Source organism: Scytonema hofmannii PCC 7110 (assembly GCF_000346485.2).
Taxonomy (GTDB): domain Bacteria; phylum Cyanobacteriota; class Cyanobacteriia; order Cyanobacteriales; family Nostocaceae; genus Scytonema; species Scytonema hofmannii.
The window spans coordinates 4,151,722-4,174,636 of sequence record NZ_KQ976354.1 but is presented as its reverse complement, the minus strand read 5'-3'; the positions used below and the strand labels follow the sequence as shown (position 1 = coordinate 4,174,636).

The following is a 22,915-nucleotide window of genomic DNA, read 5'->3' as shown; positions in this document are numbered from 1 at the left end:
AATCTAAAATTTAAAATCCAAAATCTAAAATCTAAAATCCAAAAAAGTTTGTAGAGGTTTCAAATTCTTTAATTAATCCCTCTCGATCTTTCCGCGCTACTAGCATTGCCAAGCGGTTATAGGTATCAGCTAACCGGGCTATTGCTTGACATCTTTCTGGAGTTGCCAACATAATGTCCACACATAAGTTTGGGTTTTGGGTAAACAATCTTTTAATGATTTCAATCTCTTGGCGGTAGCTGAAACTAGACATTAACAAACTACGCTCTATGTCTACTTTCTCTTGTGCTAGGAAAACTCCAACGCTAAATCTAGAAAAGTGACGGGTTGCTTGAATAATCACCATCATGCGATCGTGTTCTTCAGGCGTGCAAACAATAACTTCGCCTCCTCGATCTTGAATGAGTTCTAATAACCATTGAAATGATTCTTCATTTCGACCGGGACACACGATTACTTTTTGCCCCACAAAAGACTTGACATTGGGACCAAACATAGGGTGCAATCCCATCACCGAACCGCTATGGTGGTGTAACATCGCTTGCACGGGTTCAACCTTCAGACTTGTGAGATCGCATAGTGCTGTGGTTGGTGCAAGATATTGAGCGGCTTGCTCGATCACTTCTGTTGTCCACTCAATAGGAACGCTAACCATAACGAGGTCTGCTGAACCAAGCAGTTCATCCGCTCGGTCCCAATCTTCATTTTCCAGAACACTGACTATATGACCTGCGATCGCAAGTTGATTCGTGAAAAATCTCCCCATTCTACCACATCCTCCAATTATGGTAATCTTTTGAGGTGCGACATTGTCAGTAGAAGAACTGGAAATATCCTGCGATCGCTGAGCATAACAACTTTGCACTATATTATTTGCCCAAAGTGATTCAGGAAAACCAGCTTCGGCAAGTATGGAAATTGCATATGCAACTTGTTCTTCAAGATTGGGGATTTTTGATGTTTCTGAACTCGATAGGCAATCTCGCGAGAGATTGCTTGGGTTTTGGTCTGTTTGTTTCAGCTTTTCTGGGATCATAATTTGTAAGAGGGGTTAGTTGTTGGTTGTTAGTTGTTGGTTGTTAGTTGTTCTAATCACGACTAACCACTAACTACTAACCACTAACTATTCGCGCTGTGAGAAACCCGGTTTCTTTGAGAAACCGGGTTTCTGTTCCGGCTTAGGAGAGCAGTATTGGTTGTTGAACTAGTAACAACTTCAGCAAATAGTGCTTCATAAGCAGCTAGTGCTTGCTCAAAAGAATAATGTTCAACAGCAAACTGCCTTCCTTGCTTACCAAGTTTTGCTGCTCTTTCCGGATTTTTATAGAGTTCTAAAACCGCAGATGCCATATCCTGGGGTGATTCAGGAGCAACAACTATACCACCGCCACTTTTTCTAACAGCACGAGCAGCCGTTCCAGATGCAGGAACCGATGCCACAATGGGACGACCAGACGCAAGTAGTAGTGGAATTTTAGAAGGCATATTGAAGGAAATGACATTGCGTTTTTGCACAACCAATCCTAAATCTGCTGCAGCCAGCATTTCAGATAGTTTTTCTCTTGCCACAAGTGGTATCAGTAAAACATTATTTGCCCCGCAACTTTGGCAATATTTTCTTAATCGTTGCAGCGCTCTTGACTCACCTGCAATGACAAAGACAATTTCTGGAATGTGACGTAAGGAAACTGCTGCCTCTATGACTGTCTCTAAACCTTGAGTGAGAGCGATGTTACCCGAGTACAGCACAACAAACTTGTCCTCTAACTGATAAGCTGCTCGAAAGACATTTCCTTGCTTCGGCAAAGGACGGATAAAATTAACATTTACCCAATTGGGGACGCAAAAAATTTTCTGGGCTGGAACTCCTTTATTTATTAAATTTTCTCTAAATCCATCTGCAATAACACTGATAGTATGACTGTGGCGGTAAGCAAATTTTTCCAGAGTTTCTAAGGCGCAAATCATCAATTTGTGTTTTATTAATCCAACGCGTATAGCTGCTTCTGGTAAAATATCTTGCACATTTAATATGACTCGGCAGTTATATATCCAACCCAGCAAAATTGCAGGAAGTGATATTAATAATGGTGGTACTGTTAAAAGAATAACATCTGGTCGCCAACCGTTAATGGCTTGTGGCAAGCTCGTAAATACAAAACTCAACTCCAGTAACAGTCTGTCTATTAGGTTGGGTTTCGATTTGATTCGCAGATAACTGCGCTGGATGGTGACGCCATTTTTAAATTCTGTGACAAACCACTTGCCTTTATACTCCTCGTATATTTCACGCTGTGGGTAGTTTGGCATTCCTGTTATCACTCTCACTTGATGTCCTTGCTTTACTAGTCCTTCTGCTAGTTCAGTCATGAGAGGAGCAATGCCAATGGGTTCTGGATGGTAGTTGTAGGAGTAAATCAGAATTCTCATTTAACAGTGACCAGTAAACAGTGAGCAGTGACCAGTGAACAGTGACCAGAATCTAATACCAAGTTTAAAGATAGGAATGTGAAATTTAGTTCAGGCAAAGTCATCCCAATTCAAAATCCAAAATCTAAAATCCAAAATAGTAGTGTGAAATTTAGTTCAGACAAAGTCATCCGAATCTAAAATCCAAAATCTAAAATCCAAAATCGTTTAGTTAAGTAACGGCAAAGATTTTTGACAGTGCTATCGAAATGGGTAGTAGCAACAGGACGATTAACCCGTATGGCAAGCTAGCGAAACCAGCAGCTACTGTAGCATCTAACACCGTTAATGATAAAATACCCACTCGTACAGCTATACGAATGTTTTCTGGGCTTGGTTTGCTAACAGCTTTTATAAAAGGTAGTAAGACTCGCACAGCTAGCAGTACAACGAATGGTAGTGCCGCAAGCAGGTGATAATTATTCAATAAACCCAAACCCAAAAGCCCTGCAATGACCGTGCTAACAAGTAGTAGCGCAATAATGCCAGTACTGACTTTACCCCCGTGTACTTCACCTCGGCTTAAAGTTGTGATAGCAGCGATGTAAACAATGGGAATTAAAGCGAGAAGCCAGCACTCTGTAATCATTGATGACATTGCACTTACGCCAAGCAATAAGTTACAGCCGCGACAAAGCCCCATATTGAATGGACCAAAAACAGGGTGATGCTTTCCCCACGCATCATACAAAAGAGCAGCCGCCGCGATACCAGACGCCAAAGTTGCACTTAGCAAACTCACTTGCAAAGCTGCTGAAATACCCACACATAAAAACAGGCTTCCTATGAGAATTGCCTCTGTACGAGATACCCTTCCACTAGGGATAGGTCTCTCAGGTCGTTCTATAGAGTCTATACTGACATCAAATACATCATTAAAGATAACTCCACCACCGTATAAACCCGTAGTTGATAGCAGCAGCCATGCTAGTGATGTTAAGTTATCTGGCGTTGACCCCCCAATTACAGCTTGGTTTGCAAGAACAATACTTCCTGAGGCTGCAAAGCCTGCTAAAATATCTGCCCATGCAGTGACAATGTTGGCTGGTCTCATTAACTGAAAATACGCCCGCAATCGCGGTGTTGTCATTGCTGTGTTCATAATGTTAGTTGTTAGTTGTTAGTTGTTAGTTGTTAGTTGTTGTAATAACTAATAACTACTAACAACTAACTCTTTACTCAATAAGTGCATATTCGCGAACAGGAGTTCCTATAACAGGTTTTTGTCCCCGCAGTACGGAATTTCCATTAAATAACTGGCGTTGATCTATAGGTGATGGGTTGAGCCAGTCGGATTCTTTCATTTGACCGCTTTGGCTGTAAGCAAGAAGTGCGTTTTCATAACAAACGGCTCGCACGTGTGCTTCTGAAATTCCTCTTTCTAGCATCAGTTGGGCTGTTTTGGGTACTGCTAGCGGATCGCTGACTCCCCAATCAGCACTGCTGTCTACAATAATGCGATCGCATCCGTATTGACGAACAATTTCTACCATGCGAGCATTACCCATCTTTGTGTTTGGGTAAATTGTAAAAGCCGCCCAAAAGCCGCGCTCTAAAACTTCTTGCACGGTTTCTTCGTTGTTGTGATCCACAATTACTTGTGATGGTTTTAACCCATGCTCCAAGCACACATCCATACTGCGACTGGTTCCTGCTTTTTTATCGCGGTGAGGTGTATGAATCATCACCAGCATATCTAATTCTTTTGCCAACTCCAACTGCAAGCGAAAGTATTTATCTTCTACAGGAGTCATATCGTCGTAGCCAATTTCACCAATAGCGACGACACCTTCTTTACAGGCGTACAGGGGTAACAACTCCATGACTTGCTCTGCTAGTGGTTCGTTGTTAGCTTCTTTGGAGTTCAACCCAATTGTACAGTAATGTCTTATCCCAAACTGTGCTGCACGGAATCGTTCCCACCCGACTAAGCTGCTAAAGTAATCTTGGTAAGACCCAACACTAGTACGAGGTTGTCCAAACCAAAACGCTGGCTCAATAACAGCCACAATTCCAGCTTGACGCATCATCTGATAATCGTCGGTAGTGCGAGAACTCATGTGAATGTGAGGATCTATAAACATAATAAAAATTTTGGATTTTGGATTTTGGATTTTAGATTGGTCACTGGTCACTGGTCACCGATCACTGGTCTTGAGGTAAATTTTTCAACTAAAGGCCAAATTTCAGGAGATACAGTGCGCTTAGCAGCCCAGCGTTCGCGGGCGTAGTCAACAAGCATTCTGGCGAGTACTGGATTTGCACGGCTATCAATCCCTTGAATTAAATGTAAGGGACTACCTACAAACAAAGCTTTGAGGACTATCTGATTCCAAGCAATATCATCAAGATATTCAGATGGATAGGGATTTCGCAAAGCAACAGCATTAAAGACTGCTGTCATGTTGCTGCGGACTCCTTCTGCAGCACGGGAGCGAAGCCTTTCTGGATAAGGTAGTAGTGATAGAGCTTGGTAAAGGGCAACAAGTTCTCCTACATCGGCGGCTGCAAAAACTTGCTCTAGGGTTTGCAAGTACTGTTCTGAGTACCTTTGAGGTAAAGACAGCACTAAAAGTGTGCGCGCTGCTTGGTCCACACTCCAATGAGTTGGAGACCAATCTGTCCGTGCTGCGAAAGCAGTTTCTAAGTCTTTTGAGGTTAAATTTAAGTCACTTTTGCCTATATGACGAGGTACAGCACTAAAGGCAGTGAAAAACACCCGCACATTAGTACCATTTTCTATTTGTGCTTTTTTGGTATCTAACCAGTTCAGACTTTCTTTTTCAACTCTTTGGGAGAGCCAATTATAAAGTAAGTCAGTTATATGAAAATTTATTTTTTCTAGGGAAATTATAGCACCCATAGCACTAAATTGATGTGAAGTTAACGAGCTAGCAAAAGTTGATTAGATGAATATATCGCTTCCATATTTGTATGTATTTAAGCGAGTAAAGTAGCAATTTTCATGTGTTGATTTTTGTTTATCGTGTCATAAATAATGATATTTTGCTAGTAATTTGACTTAATCTTCATCTAAATAAAATTCTATTTATAAAATTGTTATAAGTGCTGAAACCTTTGTTAAAACTTTAAGAAGCTATCACATTTTTTCAATAAAGGTATGTAATTTAACGGATCAAGTGAATAAAACAAGCAATTTTAAAATTAATTTTAAAATTAACAGGACTTACGCAAAGATTGCTAGTAACCTTGATTTATCGAACCGCCAAGACGCCAAGAGCGCCAAGAATTCGTAGAGCGTGCGTAAGTCCTAATTAAACTTCATTAATTTGCTAAATAAATTAACAAGAAAGAACCAACTATTATAGGTCGGCGGAAATAAGGTAACCATTAGTAACAGACAAAAGAAGGTAAAAACCCGGTTTCTCTCTGTCGGAAGGGAGCATCCCAATTTGGCACAAGCCTGCAAGAATAGTATTCTCTTGCTATACAAGCCAAGTTCGCAAGGCAAGGACTTTATATTAAGTCCACGTAGGTGGACTTTGTTTGTATAGCCGCGATTTTCAATCGCTAGGTGTTTTTTCCAAATTGGGATGCTCTCTGTGGTCAGGCTTGATATCTCGTAGGCGTACAGACTAAGCATGGCTAGTCTGTACAAAGAAACCGGGTTTTTATGATTTCTGTATCGGCGCTCTACCTACGCTTTGTCTGGTGCTTGTTAGCTAAATTTACCCTTCTACATTCACGGCTAACTTTCTGCGATTTTTCCGCAGTTTGGATACCACAACGCCAAATCCAACTAATCCCAAACCAAATATGGATGCTGGTTCGGGAACTTTAGTTTTGCTATCCTTAACGACGTTTAACACCTGAACACGACCCTGGAAGAAATCGCCTACATAGAATTTACCATCTTTGTAGCTTGTACCACCCGTCCAGTTAAATGAACCTGGTTTGAGGTCAAGAGGGATGCCAAAGGGCGGCTCACCTAGTGCAGGAGGTGGTACAATTTCACCATTTGCATTGCGAGCCGGTTCGCCAAATGCAGTGAGGAAGTTACCGTTTTTATCGAATACCTGAACGCGGCTGTTGATAGAATCAGCCACATAGATATTCTCTTCCTCATCCACTTCTATACCGATTGGCTGATTAAATTCTCCAGGTCCAGTGCCTTGCTTGCCAAATGTCAAGATAGGTTGACCTTCTGGACTGAGTACCTGAATGCGGTTGTTAAACTGGTCACTCACAAAGAAATTTCCACTGACTGGGGAAATTCTTACACCTGCTGGTCCTTGGAACTGCCCAGGAGCGGTACCAGTGGTGCCAATGCTACCGATTAGCTCGCCATCTTTGGTGTATTTATTGATTTTATCGCCGCTAAAATCACCTATATACACATAGCCAGCTTTGTCGAAAGTCACACCAGATGGTCCAAAGAAAGCCCTACCCTCTTTGAGACCGCCAAATTCCCCAAATGAATTAATAAAGTTACCCTGGGGATCGTAAACATTAACGCGGTTGTTGAAAACATCACCTACGTAAAGATTCTTAGTATCCGGATCGATTTCAAGAGCTGATGGCTCGTCGAATTCTCCAGGTCCTCTGCCACCCCTGCCAATTGCTCCAATATAGTTACCCTGAGGGTCAAAGACCTCCACCTTGTTACCGATCGCCGGGTTAAAACTGCCGTCCGCGTTGAGACCGCGACCGTTACTTACAAGGGTATTCCCAGAGCTATCTACCGTTATGCCTTGGGGAACAAAGAGCTGCCCAGGACCGAAGCCAGGGCTGCCAATGTCACGCTCGTACTGTAAGCTTAACGCCATAGCTTGGGCTGCGGCAGCTGCTACCATAACGCTAGCACTGACTAAGGCAATTGATAAATTCTTTACTAATCCCATGATGACTTCTCAGTGTTATGAGTTATACTTTTTTTAGGTTTATGTTCCCAGACCCAGTCTGGGAATTTTGAGTTGAGTTGCTGCCTTTCTAACGACCTTTTTAGGCAGCAGCTTCTTTCTAAGTCATTCTTAGAAATTTGCCAAGAAATAATACCAATTTGAAACAAGAATGCTACAGATAGTTGGATGAAATTGAGTCCTACAAAGCTTTTTCAATCCAAAATCTAAAATCCAAAATCCAAAATGGTATAAGGATTAGAGAGTTTCTACCTTAGCGAGTAACTCTTCTTGGCGCTTGCGCTTAAGTATCTTACCTGCAAAAGCAGCAACTCCTACTAAACCAACTACAGCAGCAGGCTCAGGGACTTTGGCTGTATTTTTATCGGATAGATCGAGCTTGACGACTTTCCCTGTAAATCCGAATCTAGAGTCGGCTGTAACGTAGTAAGCACCATCAGGCCCTTTAGTCAAGGAACCACCTGCTCCGATTTCTGGGCTACTGTAGACAACTTCGCGAGAGCCATCCTTATTTAGTTTGATAATGGAACCACTTTTATCGCCACCTGGTGCAAGAGCGTTGTATTCTGCAATGTTGTAGTGTTGCAGCAATAACATATTGCCCTCATCGTCGAATTCCAAATCGGTGAGTTGAGTAAAGCCTTCAGCAAAAAGTGTTGGATTCAAGTCATCGTCTAGTTTCCAAACACGTGCCTTACCTTCTGGATAAGGGAAGAAGGTGTATTCAGTTAAATATAAACTACCATCTGGACCCACTTTAATACCTGTAGGTACTGATTGTTGTGATGGTTCAAAAGCAATTGAACCCTCTGGAATACCTAATGCCTCGGCAGATGGGAAATTGAGTTCTTGTGGAGAGATATTAAATCTGGGAAGAGAGTTTGCTTTTACAATACCTTCGCCGTTTAGCCCAACTTTATAAACAACGTTTGCACCCCCATCAGTAAGGTAAGCGTAACCATCTTTAATTGCTAATGCATAGGGGTTGGTAATCAAGTCAGTGCCATCAACATTGTTGTCAATTTCGTATTGAGCAAAATCGGCAATACTCTTTAATGCACCAGTGTTCAAATCGAGTTCGTAGAGTTGTGCCAGTGTGGGAGTTGCTAAGACGCCATCGCGGTTTCTTGGATCGCCAGCCATACCGTATGCGAGATATGCCTTACCTGTTTTGGGATCGAATTGTAGGTCTGCAGGTCCTGCACCTTGATCGCGTTCTGGTGTCTGTTGTGCTAGAGATGGAAGACCATCGAATATACGCTGCTGCACACCATCTTTAACTCTAGTAATGGCACCAGTATTACCAGCACATATATTGATAAACTGTGTACTGGGTGATGGAGTGCATCTTTTTCCGCCATCTCCGTCACCACCTATACCACCTTCCATGATGTATAAAGAGCCATCGGGACTAAAGGTAGCGTGCATTGCGTTGCTCAGAGGTGCTGTTGTTACTGTCGATATTTCGGCAGCCTTTACAGCCTGTACTCCGCTAGCAGCACAAAAAGTGAGAAATGCAAGGGCAAATGACTTGAATCTCATACTGGCTTAAATTAAGTGTTGGTAGTTTTACAGTGAACAGTGACCAGTGACCAGTGACCAGTGACCAGTTATTCGTGGTAACTAATAACTGATAACTAGTTTGGTTACAGCAGTTTTCACCTAAATGAACCACACCCTTTGTAAGGGCGCAAGGCATTGCGCCCCTACATCTGTGGTCTATTTACCTGAAAATGGCTGTAAGTTGAAATAAGAAGTGCTTTTTGCTTACCTTTGCGTAATTGATAAATGCTGAAAGCACTTAATACTAAAATGCCTATAGTGGAGGAGGATTCGGGAACAGATTTTGGGTTGTTTACTCTTAAGACTTGTCCTTGTCCTGGACGACCACTCTGGTTGGTCACATAAATGGCACCATCAGAACTAATTGCCAGACCACCAGGTGCTTGCAATCCGTCACCACTTACAATCGTTGTACGAGTGCCATCAAGTGCTACTTTGATGAGAGAACCTTCTAAATTCCCTTTCCAGGCTGATTCATTGGCATACTGCAAGGCATATAAGTTGCCTTCCGCATCGAACGAGAGGTCGGTCAACTGCGTGAAGCCATCTGCGTAAACTGTTGGCTGACCATCAGAACTTACTCTGTATATTTTAGCACCACCTTCTGGAAAAGGAAACCCAGTATATATGCTTACATAATAGGCACCATCAGGACCTTTAGTAACACCTGTAGGTACTGCTTGAGTGGCAAACTCCGCGATCGGTGGCGGTTCGGGAGAATCTGGAACTTCTGACGGTTCAACAGATGGGGTGTTAGAAGGGGGGAAGACCGGGTTCGTGATGGTTTGTTTGGGAATAACTGCGATCGCTTGCAAATTACTCCCATCTGTGCCAACACTTAGCAAAGTATTTGCACTTGAGTCCACTAAAACAAAATTATTTCCATCTATTAAAAAACTTATTGGACTGCTACTTATATTCTCCCCATCTGGATTATTAGTAAGCTCATAACCTGCAATATCGCTAATACTAGTCCAAGTATTTGTATTAAAATCAGGAGCAATAATTTTTCCAAGGTCAGTGTTACCAAGCGTAGCATCGCGATTAGCCGGATTAGCTCCCAACCCTACCAAAACATAAGGTTTCCCAGTCTTATCGAAAATTATATCGCGAGAACCAGAGGCTTGAGCACCACTCGCTCCGCTTATGGAAGGAAGCCCTGTGAGAACGCGCTCTTGCTTGCGATCCTTAATTCTTGTGACAGCACCGCTTGCTCCGTAACACAGATTATCACCTTGGCCACTTGGAGGTGGGACACAAGGACTGCTTCCTCCCTTCCCTGCTTCGACAACATAAACACTACCGTCAGGACCGACGCTTAGACCTTGTGCGTTGTCAAGACCATCAGCAATGACTGTAAATGACGCAGCTTCTGCTATCTTTATTCCACTAAGAGTAACAACGCAAAAAGAGAGAAGTGTTGCGGTGATATGCTTGAGTTTCATCTTTTATGATTGGTCATTGGTCACTGGTCACTGGTTACTGGTCACTGACTATTTGGCATATAACTCAAACCTTGAGCTAAAGTATCCAAATTACCTGCTTTAGCTTCCAAAAGACGTTTAATATTTAAACTTTCAGAGCCAAAATCTTCGATTTGGAGTTTGCCATGAGGGAGTTGCTCACCGGTTTTCCAAAATGTAATCCGATGCTGGATAAAACCTGGGGCGTTGGGATCGCCGAAAGCATAGGCAGTTGGAATCAACAACACGGGAGAGCGTTGATAAAATCCATAGTCTGGATAATAAAATTCATGCTCTAGCAAATACCATTTGCTGACAGGTTGCAGTCGCTGAGTTACCTTTACCTTTTGGTTGTATTCATCGCGAAACTCACCTGAAGAACCAGCGATTTCACCATCTGCATGCAGCAAATGTGCCCAATCATCCATGTTCTTGAGATCTGATAAGAACTCAATACCCATTTCTATAGGAGCGTTAACATAGACAGTATCGGTGTCGATGTAATAGCGTCCTTTACCTGCGGAAGTAAGACCAGCTTTACGCTCCAAGTTACCCTTGAGAGAACGGCACTCGGAAGTATGTACCGTGTGAATTCCCTCCATGATTAATGGCGATCGCCGCTTTGGATCGACAAAACTAATCCAGTGCAAGTACACGCCTTTCTCATCAGTTCCCGGCTCAATGTAATCGGGAGAAAACAGTAATACGGGATAAACCTGATAGTATTTCTGATACTCCAACCCGCAATGCCATTCAATGCCATGAAAATACGGGTGGTCTAATTTTTTAACGTGATAGTAAAGCTTTGTTTGATATCCTGATGCAGTTCCAAGCCAAGTATCTTCATCAATTTGCTCTTGCATCCGACTGTAAAGCGTCCACTCGTCCAGATTTTTTAAACTGGAGAGGTATTCATAAGCAGTCTCTGGTTCAGTCGCAATATATGCAGACGTTGCAAATGTATTTCTTTCAGTAACCATTTGTGTCTCCTTTACACCACAGCCATAGCCTTGATATGTCTAGCACGGTTGATTCTGTCATCTGCCAATTGCTTGGAAGCATCATTGGTTGTGATGTCCTGCTTTTTCGCTCTATCAAAAATTTCTAGCAGTGTATCGTAAATGTTATGCACTTGTTGGAATGCTCTATCTTCGTCATAGCCAATCATTTCGTTATAAACGTTGATTAGCCCCCCTGCATTAATAACATAATCTGGAGCATAAAGAATTTCTTTCGCTGATAGCATTGGACCGTGGATTTGCTCCAATCCAAGCTGGTTGTTAGCAGCACCTGCAATAACCGATGCTTTGATTTGAGGAATGGTTTCGCTGTTGATGATTCCTCCTAAAGCACAAGGAGATAGCACATCGACATCTAAGGAGTAAATTTCGTCTGGCTCAACAATAGTTGCACCATAAAGACGCTTGAGTTCTTGAGTTTTTTCTTTACTTATATCAGTAACAAATAGTTGAGAGCCATGCTCGTGCAAGTGACGGCAAAGATTGCTACCTACATTGCCCAAACCTTGAACTGCAACTTTCAGCCCCTTTAGGTCTTGAGTTTGCAAACGAAACTTAACCGCAGCTTTAAGCCCTAGAAAAACTCCCCACGCAGTCACAGGAGCAGGTCCGCCAGACCTTTCTTCTACCCCTACCACATATCTAGTTTCTCTGCTAATTGCTCTGACATCATTAGGAGTAAGATTCACATCTTGACCCGTGATAAAGCGACCGTTAAGTCTTTCTACAAAACGTCCGTAAGCTTTAAATAAATCTTGTGTCTTGTTTTCGGGATTAGCAATAATAACTGCTTTACCACCACCAACTGGAATGCCTGCACAAGCCGCCTTGTAAGTCATACCACGGCTTAAACGTAAAGCATCTTTCAGTGCAGCTTCTTCATTGGGGTAGGGCAACAGTCTTGTCGCGCCCATTGCAGGTCCCAAGCTTGTATCATGAATAGCAATAATTGCTTTGATTTCCGGGTCTTTGCCGTTACAAAAGAGCACTTGTTCGTGCCCCATCTCTGTGACTGTTTCAAATAAGTTCACGCTAAGTCTCCTCAATTACTGTTGGTTGTTAGTTGTTAGTGGTTAGTTGTTATTTGTTATTTGTTATTTGTTATTTGTTATTTGTTTTTCTCCACTAACCACTAACCACTAACCACTAACCACTAACCATTAAATATTTGGAAATGAAATCGCACTCTTTTCAGCAGGGGCTGATTTAACTCCTTGTGCTGCTAGACCGGCGTTGCGTCCTTTGGATGGTGCGCGTCGATCTGGGTCAATAATTACATCAACAACGAATGGACCTGGAAAAGCCATCGCTTTCTCTAGTGCAGCTTCAAGATCGGATTCTTGATTGATGCGGATTCCATCCGCGCCCATACCGCGAGCAACTGTTACAAAATCTGTCTCTGGGATCAATGGATCGGCTCCTGTAAGCCCTAGCATTGCCATGCCTTGATGGCACATATTGTAGCGGGCATCATTGAGTACAATCCAGACTGCAGGAATTTGGTATTTTACAGCAGTGCTAATTTCGTTGTTCATCAGCATTGCACCATCACCTACAATAGCTACAGACTTGCTGTTAGTTGCAAGAGCCGATCCAATGACTCCGGTCACAGCGTGACCCATTGCTCCTACTCCGGTGCTGACACGGTAACGGTTTGGTTGACCAAATCGCAGGAGGTGTGTTGCCCAGGTAAAGGAGTTACCGCACTCAGCTAAGACTATGGCATTACTACCCTCAACGATGACTTTTTGAATTGCTTGCATCAGCATTTCCGGTCTCACTGGAGAGTCCGTGCTTGGTTCGAGTGCTTGTTTTTCGGGGCGTGGTAGTTCAAAAGCTCCTATGCCTGCACTGGCAATAAGGTGCTTGTGTTGTAATAGTGCTTGTAAGAAAGTTTTAATATCGGACTGAATAGCAAAGGTTTCAGCCTTTGAGTAGGCTACACCAGGTACTGTGGGATCGATATCTACGTGTACAAAGCCTCCTGGAGGAACCAATGCTTGATTCCAGAAAGAAGTCGGTTCACTCAGACGCGAGCCTAACACAAGAGTGCGGAAAGGTGTCTGTTGTTGCATATACGCAAACACAGAACTATGACCGCCCAAACCTGTGACACCTACAAACTGAGGATGATCTTCGGGGAAAATACCTTTGCCACGAGGAGAGCACATAACTGCAGCCCCTGTGATTTCGGCGAGTTGGCGAACTTCTTCTGCGGCGTGACGAGCACCGAAACCCAACCATATGGCAAAAGGTCCGTCTGATAACAGTTCTGCTGCTTGCAAAATGGTTTCTCTACTAGGTGCTAGCTTCGAGCAATAAACTCCTTGAAAAGTCGGAATTTCATCTAGTGGAGATGTTTGGACGGCGGTGGGGATAGTCAAATGAGCAACAAAACTTCCTGGTTGCGACAAACCCAAAGCTAGTTTGCGAAAAATCTGTGGCAGTTGTGCAGCGCTTTCTACAGTCGTTGCGTAGTTAAATAATGTCCCTGATGTAAAAATTCCATCAGTGGGCAACGTTTCGCTACTGGTTTCTTGAATAGCCCACTTTCCGCGTTGGGGTGCTGAGGTGTAAGCCGAGAGTAAAATCACTTTCGCTCCTTCACCACGGGCAGCAAATAACCCAGTGAGGGCGTTGGTAATACCCGGTCCTGCTGTTGTGAATACAACACTGGGACGACCTGTGGCAAAGTAAGCTTCAGTCCCTGCAAAGGCAGCTCCTGATTCATGACGGACGTTTAAGACTTCGAGAAGGCTGTTGGATAACGAACCCCAAAGAGTAGCCATTGCGCCTCCAGCGACTCCGTAAGCATGGGTAATTCCCAACGCTTCCATCATTCTAGCGATCGCATCTGCTACCGTTAGCGAACGCTGCGGTTGTTCCACAATCGATCCGGTTTTGGATGGCTCGTTCGCAAGTTCTTTGGATTCGGACTTTCTACCATTTGGTGCGGTTTTTACACAGCCACTTGGTTGATATACCTCGTATGGCTGAGTGCCGTTGTTAGAGGTTGTTTGAATATAATTTTGGCTCATTGCTTCTAAGTACTCCCTGAATCTTGGAGAGGGTGCCAGTTAGCCTACATAGACTACGCTTTCACTCGCAGCCTCAAATATGTGTCCTGCCAAAGTCTGCTTTTTCTTTTAAAAATTCACCAAGCTTGTCGAACACCAAGCACGGTTTGTCACCGCTTTCCTGATAGTAAATAAATCTTTACGTTCAAGGTAAACAATCAAGGCTGTGCTTATGGAAACAAGACTACAGAAGCTCAATACCTTACTGCAATGAAGAATCTTTTGATCGGGTTATCAATTTTTTTGCTCTCTTATTACGCTCATTTTAACGCTTACTAAGAGGCGTCTCAACACTTCTTTCTACCCGACTGAACTTTCTTACCTACCTAGCGACGGATGACAAATCACAATTCTTTTTATTTCCATTCCTACAAGAAATTAACTCTAAATGTTAATTGCAATTTTATACTCTATAGACAAAATAATAGAAGTAATGAAGTAGGAATAGCAAATAGAAAAGACTAGAGCAATATTTTTTTAGACAATCTAATATTATAGCTGATTCTTCTAAAAATAGGAGGCTTGACATTGCTGTTACTACTTAAATATTTATCAGTCAAGTTAGTGTTACAAAAAACACATATAATCTTAATACAGGTTATACCAAATGATAGATGTTGAAAAATACATAATATATACGTGATGATGAGGCTATTTCTTGTGGTGGATGACTTTGTAAACAATTTTGTAGTTGAATTCATGGAAGAGTTAAGTAAAGGAATTTAGACTCATGAAATCAATATTTCTACGTAAGAAAGATTATTGTATTTATTGCAAGTAAATCTACAGTCTTTATAGGTTAACCTACTTTCATAGAACTTACGCACGCTCTACGAATTCTTGGCGCTCTTGGCGTCTTGGCGGTTCGATAAATCAAGGTTTCTAGCAATTTTTGCGTAAGTCCTGTTTAAGTAGCTATGCAGTTAATACGGTCGAAACTAAGTAAAAGTACTTAAACTTCTATTTTAAAGAATTTGTAAAGTTATATTAAGTTTTTTAAAAAATCTGGTAGGTTAATTTTGCGGGCAAAATAATAGCTCCAACAAGTTAGGAAATTTAGATTACAGCCCATCAATCGCGGTAAGTGCTGATTAATACAAACAAGCGGGAGGGGTGATGTACTTTAGCGACCATATGTTATCGAAATCTAATTCTCAATCGGTGCTAAAACCAGAAGAAGAGTTGCAAGTTGCACAAATTCTTCTCAATCAAGTTGTAGAGGCGACATTTTGCTTGAATGCCAAAGCCCAAATTCTCTATGTCAATACGGCTTTCTGTCAAATGATGGGGTATTCCTGTAATGAACTGCTGTCAATGACACTACAGAATATTGACTTGGATTTTGAGTTGCAAAAATGGTCGGAACAATGGTCAACCCTGAAGCAGCAGAATTGTCTCACTTTTAAATCCCGATATCAGACTAAAGCAGGGCAAATATTTTTAGTACAAGTCACGGTTAACTATGTAGAAACCCAAGGGAGAGAATTAGGTTGTGCAGTTGCTTGCGATCGCAGTGAGGAACTAGTAGAGTTAAGCTTGCGGCAATACGCGAACAAATCTTCTATTGATATCACCGATTACAAGCAAGCAAAATCAGAAGTGCGTCAAGCTCTTGAGCAGACAAAACGACTCAGTGAACTCAGTGAACGTTTTGTCTCTATGCTCAGTCATGAATTACGCACCCCTTTAAATGTTGTTTCTTTCTCTGCCGATTTACTCAAACGGCATCTTCATCAATGGACAGAAGAAAAAAACCGTTTTTATCTAGATATTATTCAAGTCGCTGTTCAACAAATCAGCGAACTACTAGATGAAATCTTACTGTATAGACAAGCAGAATCACGAAAGTTGGTGTGTGAGCCTAGACAGATAAACTTAGATAGGTTTTGCGTCGATATAGTTGCACAGATGCAGTTAGCTAGTGGTAATCAAAAGTCAGTTAACTTTGTAAGCCACAGCAATTTTGATAGTGCCTACCTAGACCCAAAGCTGTTACAGCATATTTTAAATAACTTACTCTCAAATGCTATCAAATATTCATCACCTGGTAGTACCGTGACCTTTGAACTTCACTGTCAAAGTCAAGAAACCATTTTTCAAATCAAAGATTCTGGCATTGGTATTCCAATTATAGATCGGCAACAAATTTTCGAGCCTTTTTATCGAGGCAGCAATGTTGACAGTATACCTGGAACTGGACTGGGTCTTTCGATAGTAAAAACTCTTGTTGACTTACACTTTGGTGAAATTTCTGTAGAAAGTGCTGTTGGAATTGGCACAACTTTCACTGTCAAATTACCAACAACGTATGTAGGGGATGATAGTTACCAGTAGTGTCAACAGCACATTGTGACAAATTCACTCCTCACGTATTAGTGTTTTCCGTAACTCGACTTTTGAATTCAGTAACCGTTGGCTACCAAATATTGTGGTGATTAAACATGATGCAGGAATCGTCAAAAAAGATTTTGATTATTGAAGATGATGCAATGACTCGCCAGATTTTCTTGGACGGTCTTCAAGCTGAAGGTTTTGAGACAATTGATGCTGAAAATGGTAGTATTGGTATCCAAAAAGCACAGGAGCATTTACCTGACCTGGTGATTTGCGATATTTTGATGCCAGAGATGGATGGCTTTGGTGTCTTGGCTGCATTGCGACAAGATCCAGTGACAGCTATTGTTCCTTTCATCTTTTTAACTGGTAGCGATAGCAAAGCGTCTCTTCGTCAGGGCATGGAATTAGGCGCTGATGATTACATTACCAAGCCGTGTACAGTTCACCAATTACTGAAAGCCATGACTGCCAGATTGGAAAAGCAAGCGAAACTAATGCAGTACTGGTATGCGGCATGCTATGAGAAGCTTGCACAGCCAGTCGCTGTTGCTGATGGTTCACCACAATCTCCGGCATTTATTTTTCCCTCAGTTCCCCAGCTCAAAGAAGTTTTTGAATATATAGAAGCCAATTTCGATCAAGGAATCACTTTGTGCGATGTAGCTGAGGCTGTTGGTTATTCTTCAGCTTACTTAACAAATAGAGTTGCAAAAATTACAGGAGAAACAGTTAACGGTTGGATTGTAAAGCGCCGGATGGCTGCAGCACGTTCTTTGCTTCAAGAAACAGATCAAACGATTGAACAAATTGCATCTGCTCTTGGTTATCAAAACGCATGTCATTTTTCCCGGCAGTTTCGTCAACACAACGGGACTCCACCTCAAAGTTGGAGAAAGGAATACCAATTGTCCCAGCGTTGTAAAATTGAGGCATGAGATCGGTCACCTCTTATTCACCAGTACTACTCCCTTTCCGCCAGAAGATTACCTATTAAAAAACCGCTCCTGAGCCAAGGACGCCAAGAAAAAGAAAGAACAGGAGCGGTAATCTTACACGGGGAGAGAGTATCACATATCACAATGATGAGAAGCGGTTCTCCAGTAGTTAAAATGGGGGCAAAAAACCCGGTTTCTCTCTGCCGGAAAGCTTGATATCTCGTATGCTTACAGACTAAGCATGGCTAGTCTCTACAAAGAAACCGGGTTTTTGGGGTTACTGGACTAGCGCTCTAGGTGTTTACTCTCGTCGCGCTCGGTCTAAATCTATGTCTTTAGACTGATTTTTTGTATTCAATTTTTTTATAATATCTGTGTAATATATCTGTATTCAAAGTCTGTCAATATTGTGAAATAGTTAGTAAGTAAATCATTTGCGTGCAACATGATAGCAGCGGCATACTCTGAAAACTGGCTTCAATTAAGCCGTCATAGCAATCGGGGAAGTGCTTATTTGTTTGCACCGATGGTTAACTTCAATGTAATGGCTGAAGTTGGAGACACTCCGCCCTAACGTTACAGGAATTGCATAAAACTGCTAGGAGTTCAACAAGGATTGCATTTTCACCAAAATAAAGAATTTTATATTTTTCCAGACTCACTAATGAAAAGTGTAGCTTTGGTAGAATTATTTGGTATGTTTGTATTCCTATAAGAAGTTGAAGCTACTTAGCTGACAATTCCCTCAAGGCGGAGTCATATTAGTGGTTTTAGAACAATTTTTTCAAATATTTTTAGGTGAAGTTGGTTTGTCAAGACCTTTTTCATACTTTTGGCTGACCTAAAGTAACACAAGCCTCTAAATGTAATTGCGACGAGAAAATTGAATTTCTTTACTTGTTCATCAATTTCATAACGGGTTTTGCTACAAAAGCAACCCGGCTCTACAAGTAAAGTATAGAACTACTTTTGTGTATTCTCTTGAGGGATTTAGAATATCTGCCGTCTAAAGATTCTCTAGTCCTTTAAAAGATTACAAAGGTTTTTTCATCATGAGTAACAATCAAACTTTCCCAAAATTGCAGCGTCTAAAAGAAGTTTTTCTCACCAGTTTACTTGGAGGGTTACCATCAATTACCTTGGGACCAAAGTGGCGAAATCTCTTATACCGTTCAATTTTTTCCCACATAGGTTCTTCAGTGTATATTCAAGAGGGGGTTGAGTTTATTGGTGCTTCTGCAATCGAAATGGGAAATGGAGTGCATATTTTTAAGGGTGTTCGCCTTGATGGTGGAAGACATCACAACAATAAACTTTTTTTAGCAGATGGAGTTGCGATCGAGTGTAATGTTAATATCGGTTGCTTGGAAGATACAGTCATACATATTGGTCAAGAAACTTTTCTCGGTCCTGGGGTTTGCATTGCCGGACCTGGAAATATCACAATTGGTAAGCGATGTTTGATAGCAGCGCATACGGGAATCTATGCTAACAACCATGAATTTTCAGATCCCATAGAACCAATTAAATATCAAGGTATCTCTCGTAAGGGAATTGCGATCGAGGATGACTGTTGGCTGGGACATGCAGTGACTGTATTGGATGGAGTCACGATTGGTGAAGGGAGTGTGATTGGAGCAGGGGCAGTTGTAACAAAAGATATTCCCCCTTACTCAGTGGCTGTAGGTGTTCCAGCACGGGTTATCAAAATCCGAACAACAAAGCAACTCGTGCAAGAGGGCAGAAGGCAGAGAATAGAAGGCAAAAAACTGTAACTTATCTAAGTTTTTAGTATCTTTATATACACATTTTGATTTAGAAATCTACTCCCTGTGCCCTATTTTCAAGACAATAAAGTGCCGATACAGAAATCACAAAAACCCGGTTTCTTCGAGTTGAGCACAGAAGATATCAAGCTTGACCACAGAGAGAAACCGGGTTTTTTGCCCCCCTGCTTGACTACTGTACTGGCGCTCTAGAACAAGATAGAGGCTCAAACATGACACTGTGGGAAGTCTTATCGGGATCGTGAGCGACCAGTATCACATTACCATCTCGATCGCGAATCCATTCAGAAGCTTCTACAACCCTATTTTGTACAGAATTAAGATATTTTCCATTTTGTCGCCCAAAAACTGCACTTATCTTTTGTTGTCTGTCTCCATTCTCAACATCAGTAGCACGCTTTTTGTTACCTATATCAAGTGTTATCCAAGGTACGCTCACAGGATAACTTCTCAGAAATTCTCTGGGATTAGCTGGTAAACCGCCACCTCCGGTGATAATAAATTCACTTTCATTTTGCGTGGCACTCGCACATCCAGACGCAAATTTTGGTTCATTGATTTCCACTGGCAGGTTAATAAATCCAGCATTGGGATCGAGATCGGGTGTATTGATGTTGATGACGCCACTTAAATTTGGGTTGATTTGAGAAATTGCCGTAATGTCGCTGGTTTCTAAACGTTGGGGGTTGAGTTCGGAGGAATTGTTTACTTTTAATAGGCTTGCCAACTCATTACGACTCCGTGGCACAATCCCAAAAAGACCGATGGTATTAATTTGGACTTTGCCACCAGAACCCGTAAAAGCATTGGCGGTAATATCACTATTTTCTTTGGCTTGTGCCACAATGAAACCTTCGATAGCATTAATGAAGATATTACCGCCATCTCCAAGAACCTGCTCCTTACCTGCATTGGTAGAAATTTGACTGTTGCGGCGTAGCAGTAATAGATCTTGCACTTGGATGAGAATATTTCCACCTTGACCAATACCAGTTTCAGAGAAGAGTTTTCCTTTATTATCTAAACGTATGGAGCGAGCGTATATACTTAAATTCCCTGCTTTCCCTAAATTCTTTCTATCTCCTAAATAATTGACATCGTTTGGAACTTCACTACTGACAGTGACAGCAGCTCCATCCCGAACAATCAATTGTTCTGTGGAGATGGTCAAGTTTCCTGCATCTCCCGAACTTTCAGTGAAAGCTGCCAAGCGACTGGGACGCCCTGTTGCTGTCGTTCCAATTAGCTCTACAGATTCGGAGGCTGTAACCGTCAAACTCCCTCCATCTCCTGTAGCAGGGGTAAATAGTGCAGGAGCGGGTTTGGTTTGGGGGTCTACTCCTCCACTAGATGCTGCTGTTACGAGTCCTCCATCTTGGATAAGCAATCTTTTGGTGGCGATCGCTATATTTCCTGCCTTTCCAGCACCAGCAGTTTCACTAGATAAAGCACTATATTCAACAATACCAGTATTTGGTAGGGGATAACTACCAATTATCTCCACAGACTCTGAAGCTTTCACGGTCAAATTTCCTCCCGCACCTTCACCTACAGTCAAAGTGGATACTTGTGCTCCATTGCGGACAATTAACTTCTTTGTAGCGATTGTTAAGTTTCCGCTTTTTCCGGTGGAATTGAACTTAGTTGCAGTCTGCAATCTCGTCCCAGGACCTACTAGTTCTAAAGATTCCGAGGCATTTACTCGCAAATCTCCTCCTGACTGCGAGCCTAAGGTTAGAGCCTCAATCTTTGTATTTTCCGTAAGTTTTACGTGGTTACCCCGAATCTGGATATTACCGCCCCCCTCACCACTGGCGTTTACAGTAGAGCCAATCTGAGAGCCATCAACAATTCGTTGGATGATTTGAATATTTTGAAAGTTTCGGACACTTTCATAACTTAATACCCAACCTTGGTTCGATGGGTTGAGACTGACAAAACTATCGCCACCAACACTTCCTAGCTCAATTCGTCCACCAGGTGCCGTTAAATTTCCGCCTTCCAAAGTCACATCTCCACCCACCAATGCTAAGGTTTTGTCACTCTGCACTGCAAGACCAATCGATTGATTAGCTTGGGATTGATTGCGGATAGGTGCTACTGTTGCTCCAAATTGTAAGCCAATGGGAACGCTAACTGTTAGCAAGGCTGCGGGTTGGGGGCTTGTAGCACTAAATTTAGTGCCATCAGCAAAGTTTAAACTACTTGCCGTACTTGCCAAAAATGAACCGTTGATGTTCAACGAGGCATTTGGACCAAAAAGAATGCCATTGGGATTCATCAGAAACAAGTTAGCTGTGCCATTAGTGCGAATGATACCATTAATATTAGAAGCAGATTTACCTGTTACTCGACTAATAATATTTTGAATATCTGTTGTATTGTTAAAATAAGCCGTAGCTCCATTAAGAACGGAAAACTCCTCAAAACTGTGGAACAAATTATTTCTAGCTTGTGTTCCACCTTCAATAATTATAAGATTAGCCTGTGTTGTTACACGAGAATTATTAGGTAGAGTCGCATCTGGGGTTATTTGGGCAATGGCAATGTTGCACTTGCAAGTTATGGTACTAGCGATCGCAACTCCGATGATTTTCAACCAGATCCAAGGATGACTCATTGCTAATATTTTATCCCTACAGACAAATTAAATGTTACCGAATACTAATATTTCAATCTTACTTCCTTAGCGGCTAACAATAAATTACAGCAGTTTTCACCTAAATGAACCACACAGTTGGGGGCGCAAGACTGCCGCGCCCCTATATCTGGGAAATTAGAACCCCGGTTTCTTAAAGAAACCGGGGTTCTGATACGTATTGCTACGGCTTATACTTTACATTATTACATCATTACCCTGATATCAAAAAACAATAGCTAATACTCAAGCTGCACCCATCAGTAGCCATTGATTGGTAGATCCTATTGATGTCAATACTATCCGCAACTTGTTAAACCAGTACAACGCGGACTTGTACACACTCCTCTGTGTGCCAATGTTATCAGTGACTCACCTCGCGTTGTTGACGACAAATCCTGTAGTGGCTGCTCTTGAGAATCATTGAATTGAAGTTCATTGAGGTCAAGCATGCACTGAATTTGAATCACATTGTGTCCTTCAATTCCATGTTTTAGAAGGATTTCAATTAACTTAGAGTTATTCAGGCATTCGTGGAATTCCTGCTTAATCTCTTCTTGTAACTGCTGTAACTGTTCGGAAACCATAATTTATTCCTTGATTGCTTGTTGGATTTGTCAGCTTGTATGGCACTAGTGACTGCATGCGATACCAGGCAGTAACATATAACCATGCAAGAAAAGAATTAACAGCAAGCGCTTCTGTACTTACTGTTTTCTTCTCTCCTTCTATATATGTATTGGTGCA

General features: G+C 42.0%; 17 protein-coding genes. 4 read left to right on the top strand and 13 right to left on the bottom strand.

Annotated features, from left to right (window positions below; all coding sequences use genetic code 11):
* Window positions 1–31 precede the first annotated feature (31 nt).
* The 11 genes from tyrA to scyA all read right to left on the bottom strand — a co-directional run bounded on the left by tyrA (window position 32) and on the right by scyA (window position 14,432).
* Entirely contained in the window at window positions 32–1,036 is a 1,005-nt protein-coding gene (gene tyrA, locus WA1_RS17070; protein WP_017748791.1) for a bifunctional chorismate mutase/prephenate dehydrogenase, read from the bottom strand.
* 83 nt (window positions 1,037–1,119) lie between these two features.
* Window positions 1,120–2,430 (bottom strand): glycosyltransferase family 4 protein, encoded by a 1,311-nt coding sequence (locus tag WA1_RS17065; protein WP_017748790.1) that lies wholly within the window; start codon window positions 2,428–2,430, stop codon window positions 1,120–1,122.
* A 211-nt stretch (window positions 2,431–2,641) separates the two neighbouring features.
* Window positions 2,642–3,571: a UbiA-like protein EboC gene (gene eboC / locus WA1_RS17060; RefSeq protein ID WP_017748789.1), complete on the bottom strand. Its 930-nt coding sequence runs from the start codon at window positions 3,569–3,571 to the stop codon at window positions 2,642–2,644.
* Between the two features lie 73 nt (window positions 3,572–3,644).
* A complete protein-coding gene (locus tag WA1_RS17055; protein ID WP_017748788.1) occupies window positions 3,645–4,604 on the bottom strand; it encodes a TatD family hydrolase in 960 nt (319 codons plus the stop codon).
* Entirely contained in the window at window positions 4,601–5,332 is a 732-nt protein-coding gene (locus WA1_RS17050) for an EboA family metabolite traffic protein (RefSeq protein ID WP_017748787.1), read from the bottom strand. Before WA1_RS17050 ends, WA1_RS17055 begins: the two co-directional genes overlap by 4 nt.
* A gap of 826 nt (window positions 5,333–6,158) precedes the next feature.
* Entirely contained in the window at window positions 6,159–7,331 is a 1,173-nt protein-coding gene (gene scyF, locus WA1_RS17045; protein WP_017748786.1) for a scytonemin biosynthesis PEP-CTERM protein ScyF, read from the bottom strand.
* Between the two features lie 255 nt (window positions 7,332–7,586).
* On the bottom strand, window positions 7,587–8,891 hold the full coding sequence (locus WA1_RS17040) for a ScyD/ScyE family protein (RefSeq protein ID WP_017748785.1): 1,305 nt from the start codon (window positions 8,889–8,891) through the stop codon (window positions 7,587–7,589).
* Between the two features lie 164 nt (window positions 8,892–9,055).
* Window positions 9,056–10,357, bottom strand: a complete 1,302-nt coding sequence (locus WA1_RS17035; protein ID WP_017748784.1) for a ScyD/ScyE family protein — start codon at window positions 10,355–10,357, stop codon at window positions 9,056–9,058.
* Window positions 10,358–10,398: 41 nt separating this feature from the next.
* Complete coding sequence (gene scyC / locus WA1_RS17030; protein WP_017748783.1) at window positions 10,399–11,355, bottom strand: scytonemin biosynthesis cyclase/decarboxylase ScyC; 957 nt, start codon at window positions 11,353–11,355, stop codon at window positions 10,399–10,401.
* 11 nt (window positions 11,356–11,366) lie between these two features.
* The gene (gene scyB, locus WA1_RS17025) at window positions 11,367–12,425 is read right to left on the bottom strand and encodes a tryptophan dehydrogenase ScyB (RefSeq protein ID WP_017748782.1); all 1,059 of its coding nucleotides are present in this window, start codon (window positions 12,423–12,425) and stop codon (window positions 11,367–11,369) included.
* A gap of 129 nt (window positions 12,426–12,554) precedes the next feature.
* Window positions 12,555–14,432 (bottom strand): scytonemin biosynthesis protein ScyA, encoded by a 1,878-nt coding sequence (gene scyA / locus WA1_RS17020; RefSeq protein WP_017748781.1) that lies wholly within the window; start codon window positions 14,430–14,432, stop codon window positions 12,555–12,557.
* Between the two features lie 1,155 nt (window positions 14,433–15,587).
* On the opposite strand from scyA, the gene WA1_RS17015 reads away from it, so the two are divergent.
* From WA1_RS17015 to WA1_RS17005, 4 genes are all read left to right on the top strand, one after another.
* Window positions 15,588–16,805 (top strand): PAS domain-containing sensor histidine kinase, encoded by a 1,218-nt coding sequence (locus WA1_RS17015; RefSeq protein WP_033336625.1) that lies wholly within the window; start codon window positions 15,588–15,590, stop codon window positions 16,803–16,805.
* A 107-nt stretch (window positions 16,806–16,912) separates the two neighbouring features.
* Window positions 16,913–17,743: a response regulator transcription factor gene (locus WA1_RS17010; protein WP_017748779.1), complete on the top strand. Its 831-nt coding sequence runs from the start codon at window positions 16,913–16,915 to the stop codon at window positions 17,741–17,743.
* 445 nt (window positions 17,744–18,188) lie between these two features.
* Window positions 18,189–18,317, top strand: coding sequence for a hypothetical protein (locus tag WA1_RS59875; RefSeq protein ID WP_272819162.1), 129 nt, complete (start codon window positions 18,189–18,191; stop codon window positions 18,315–18,317).
* Between the two features lie 478 nt (window positions 18,318–18,795).
* Window positions 18,796–19,518, top strand: coding sequence for an acyltransferase (locus WA1_RS17005; RefSeq protein ID WP_017748778.1), 723 nt, complete (start codon window positions 18,796–18,798; stop codon window positions 19,516–19,518).
* 184 nt (window positions 19,519–19,702) lie between these two features.
* Here the strand turns inward: WA1_RS17005 and WA1_RS17000 are convergent, their stop codons facing one another.
* The gene (locus tag WA1_RS17000) at window positions 19,703–22,150 is read right to left on the bottom strand and encodes a filamentous hemagglutinin N-terminal domain-containing protein (RefSeq protein ID WP_017748777.1); all 2,448 of its coding nucleotides are present in this window, start codon (window positions 22,148–22,150) and stop codon (window positions 19,703–19,705) included.
* Window positions 22,151–22,467: 317 nt separating this feature from the next.
* Window positions 22,468–22,755, bottom strand: coding sequence for a hypothetical protein (locus WA1_RS16995; RefSeq protein WP_017748776.1), 288 nt, complete (start codon window positions 22,753–22,755; stop codon window positions 22,468–22,470).
* Window positions 22,756–22,915: the final 160 nt, after the last annotated feature.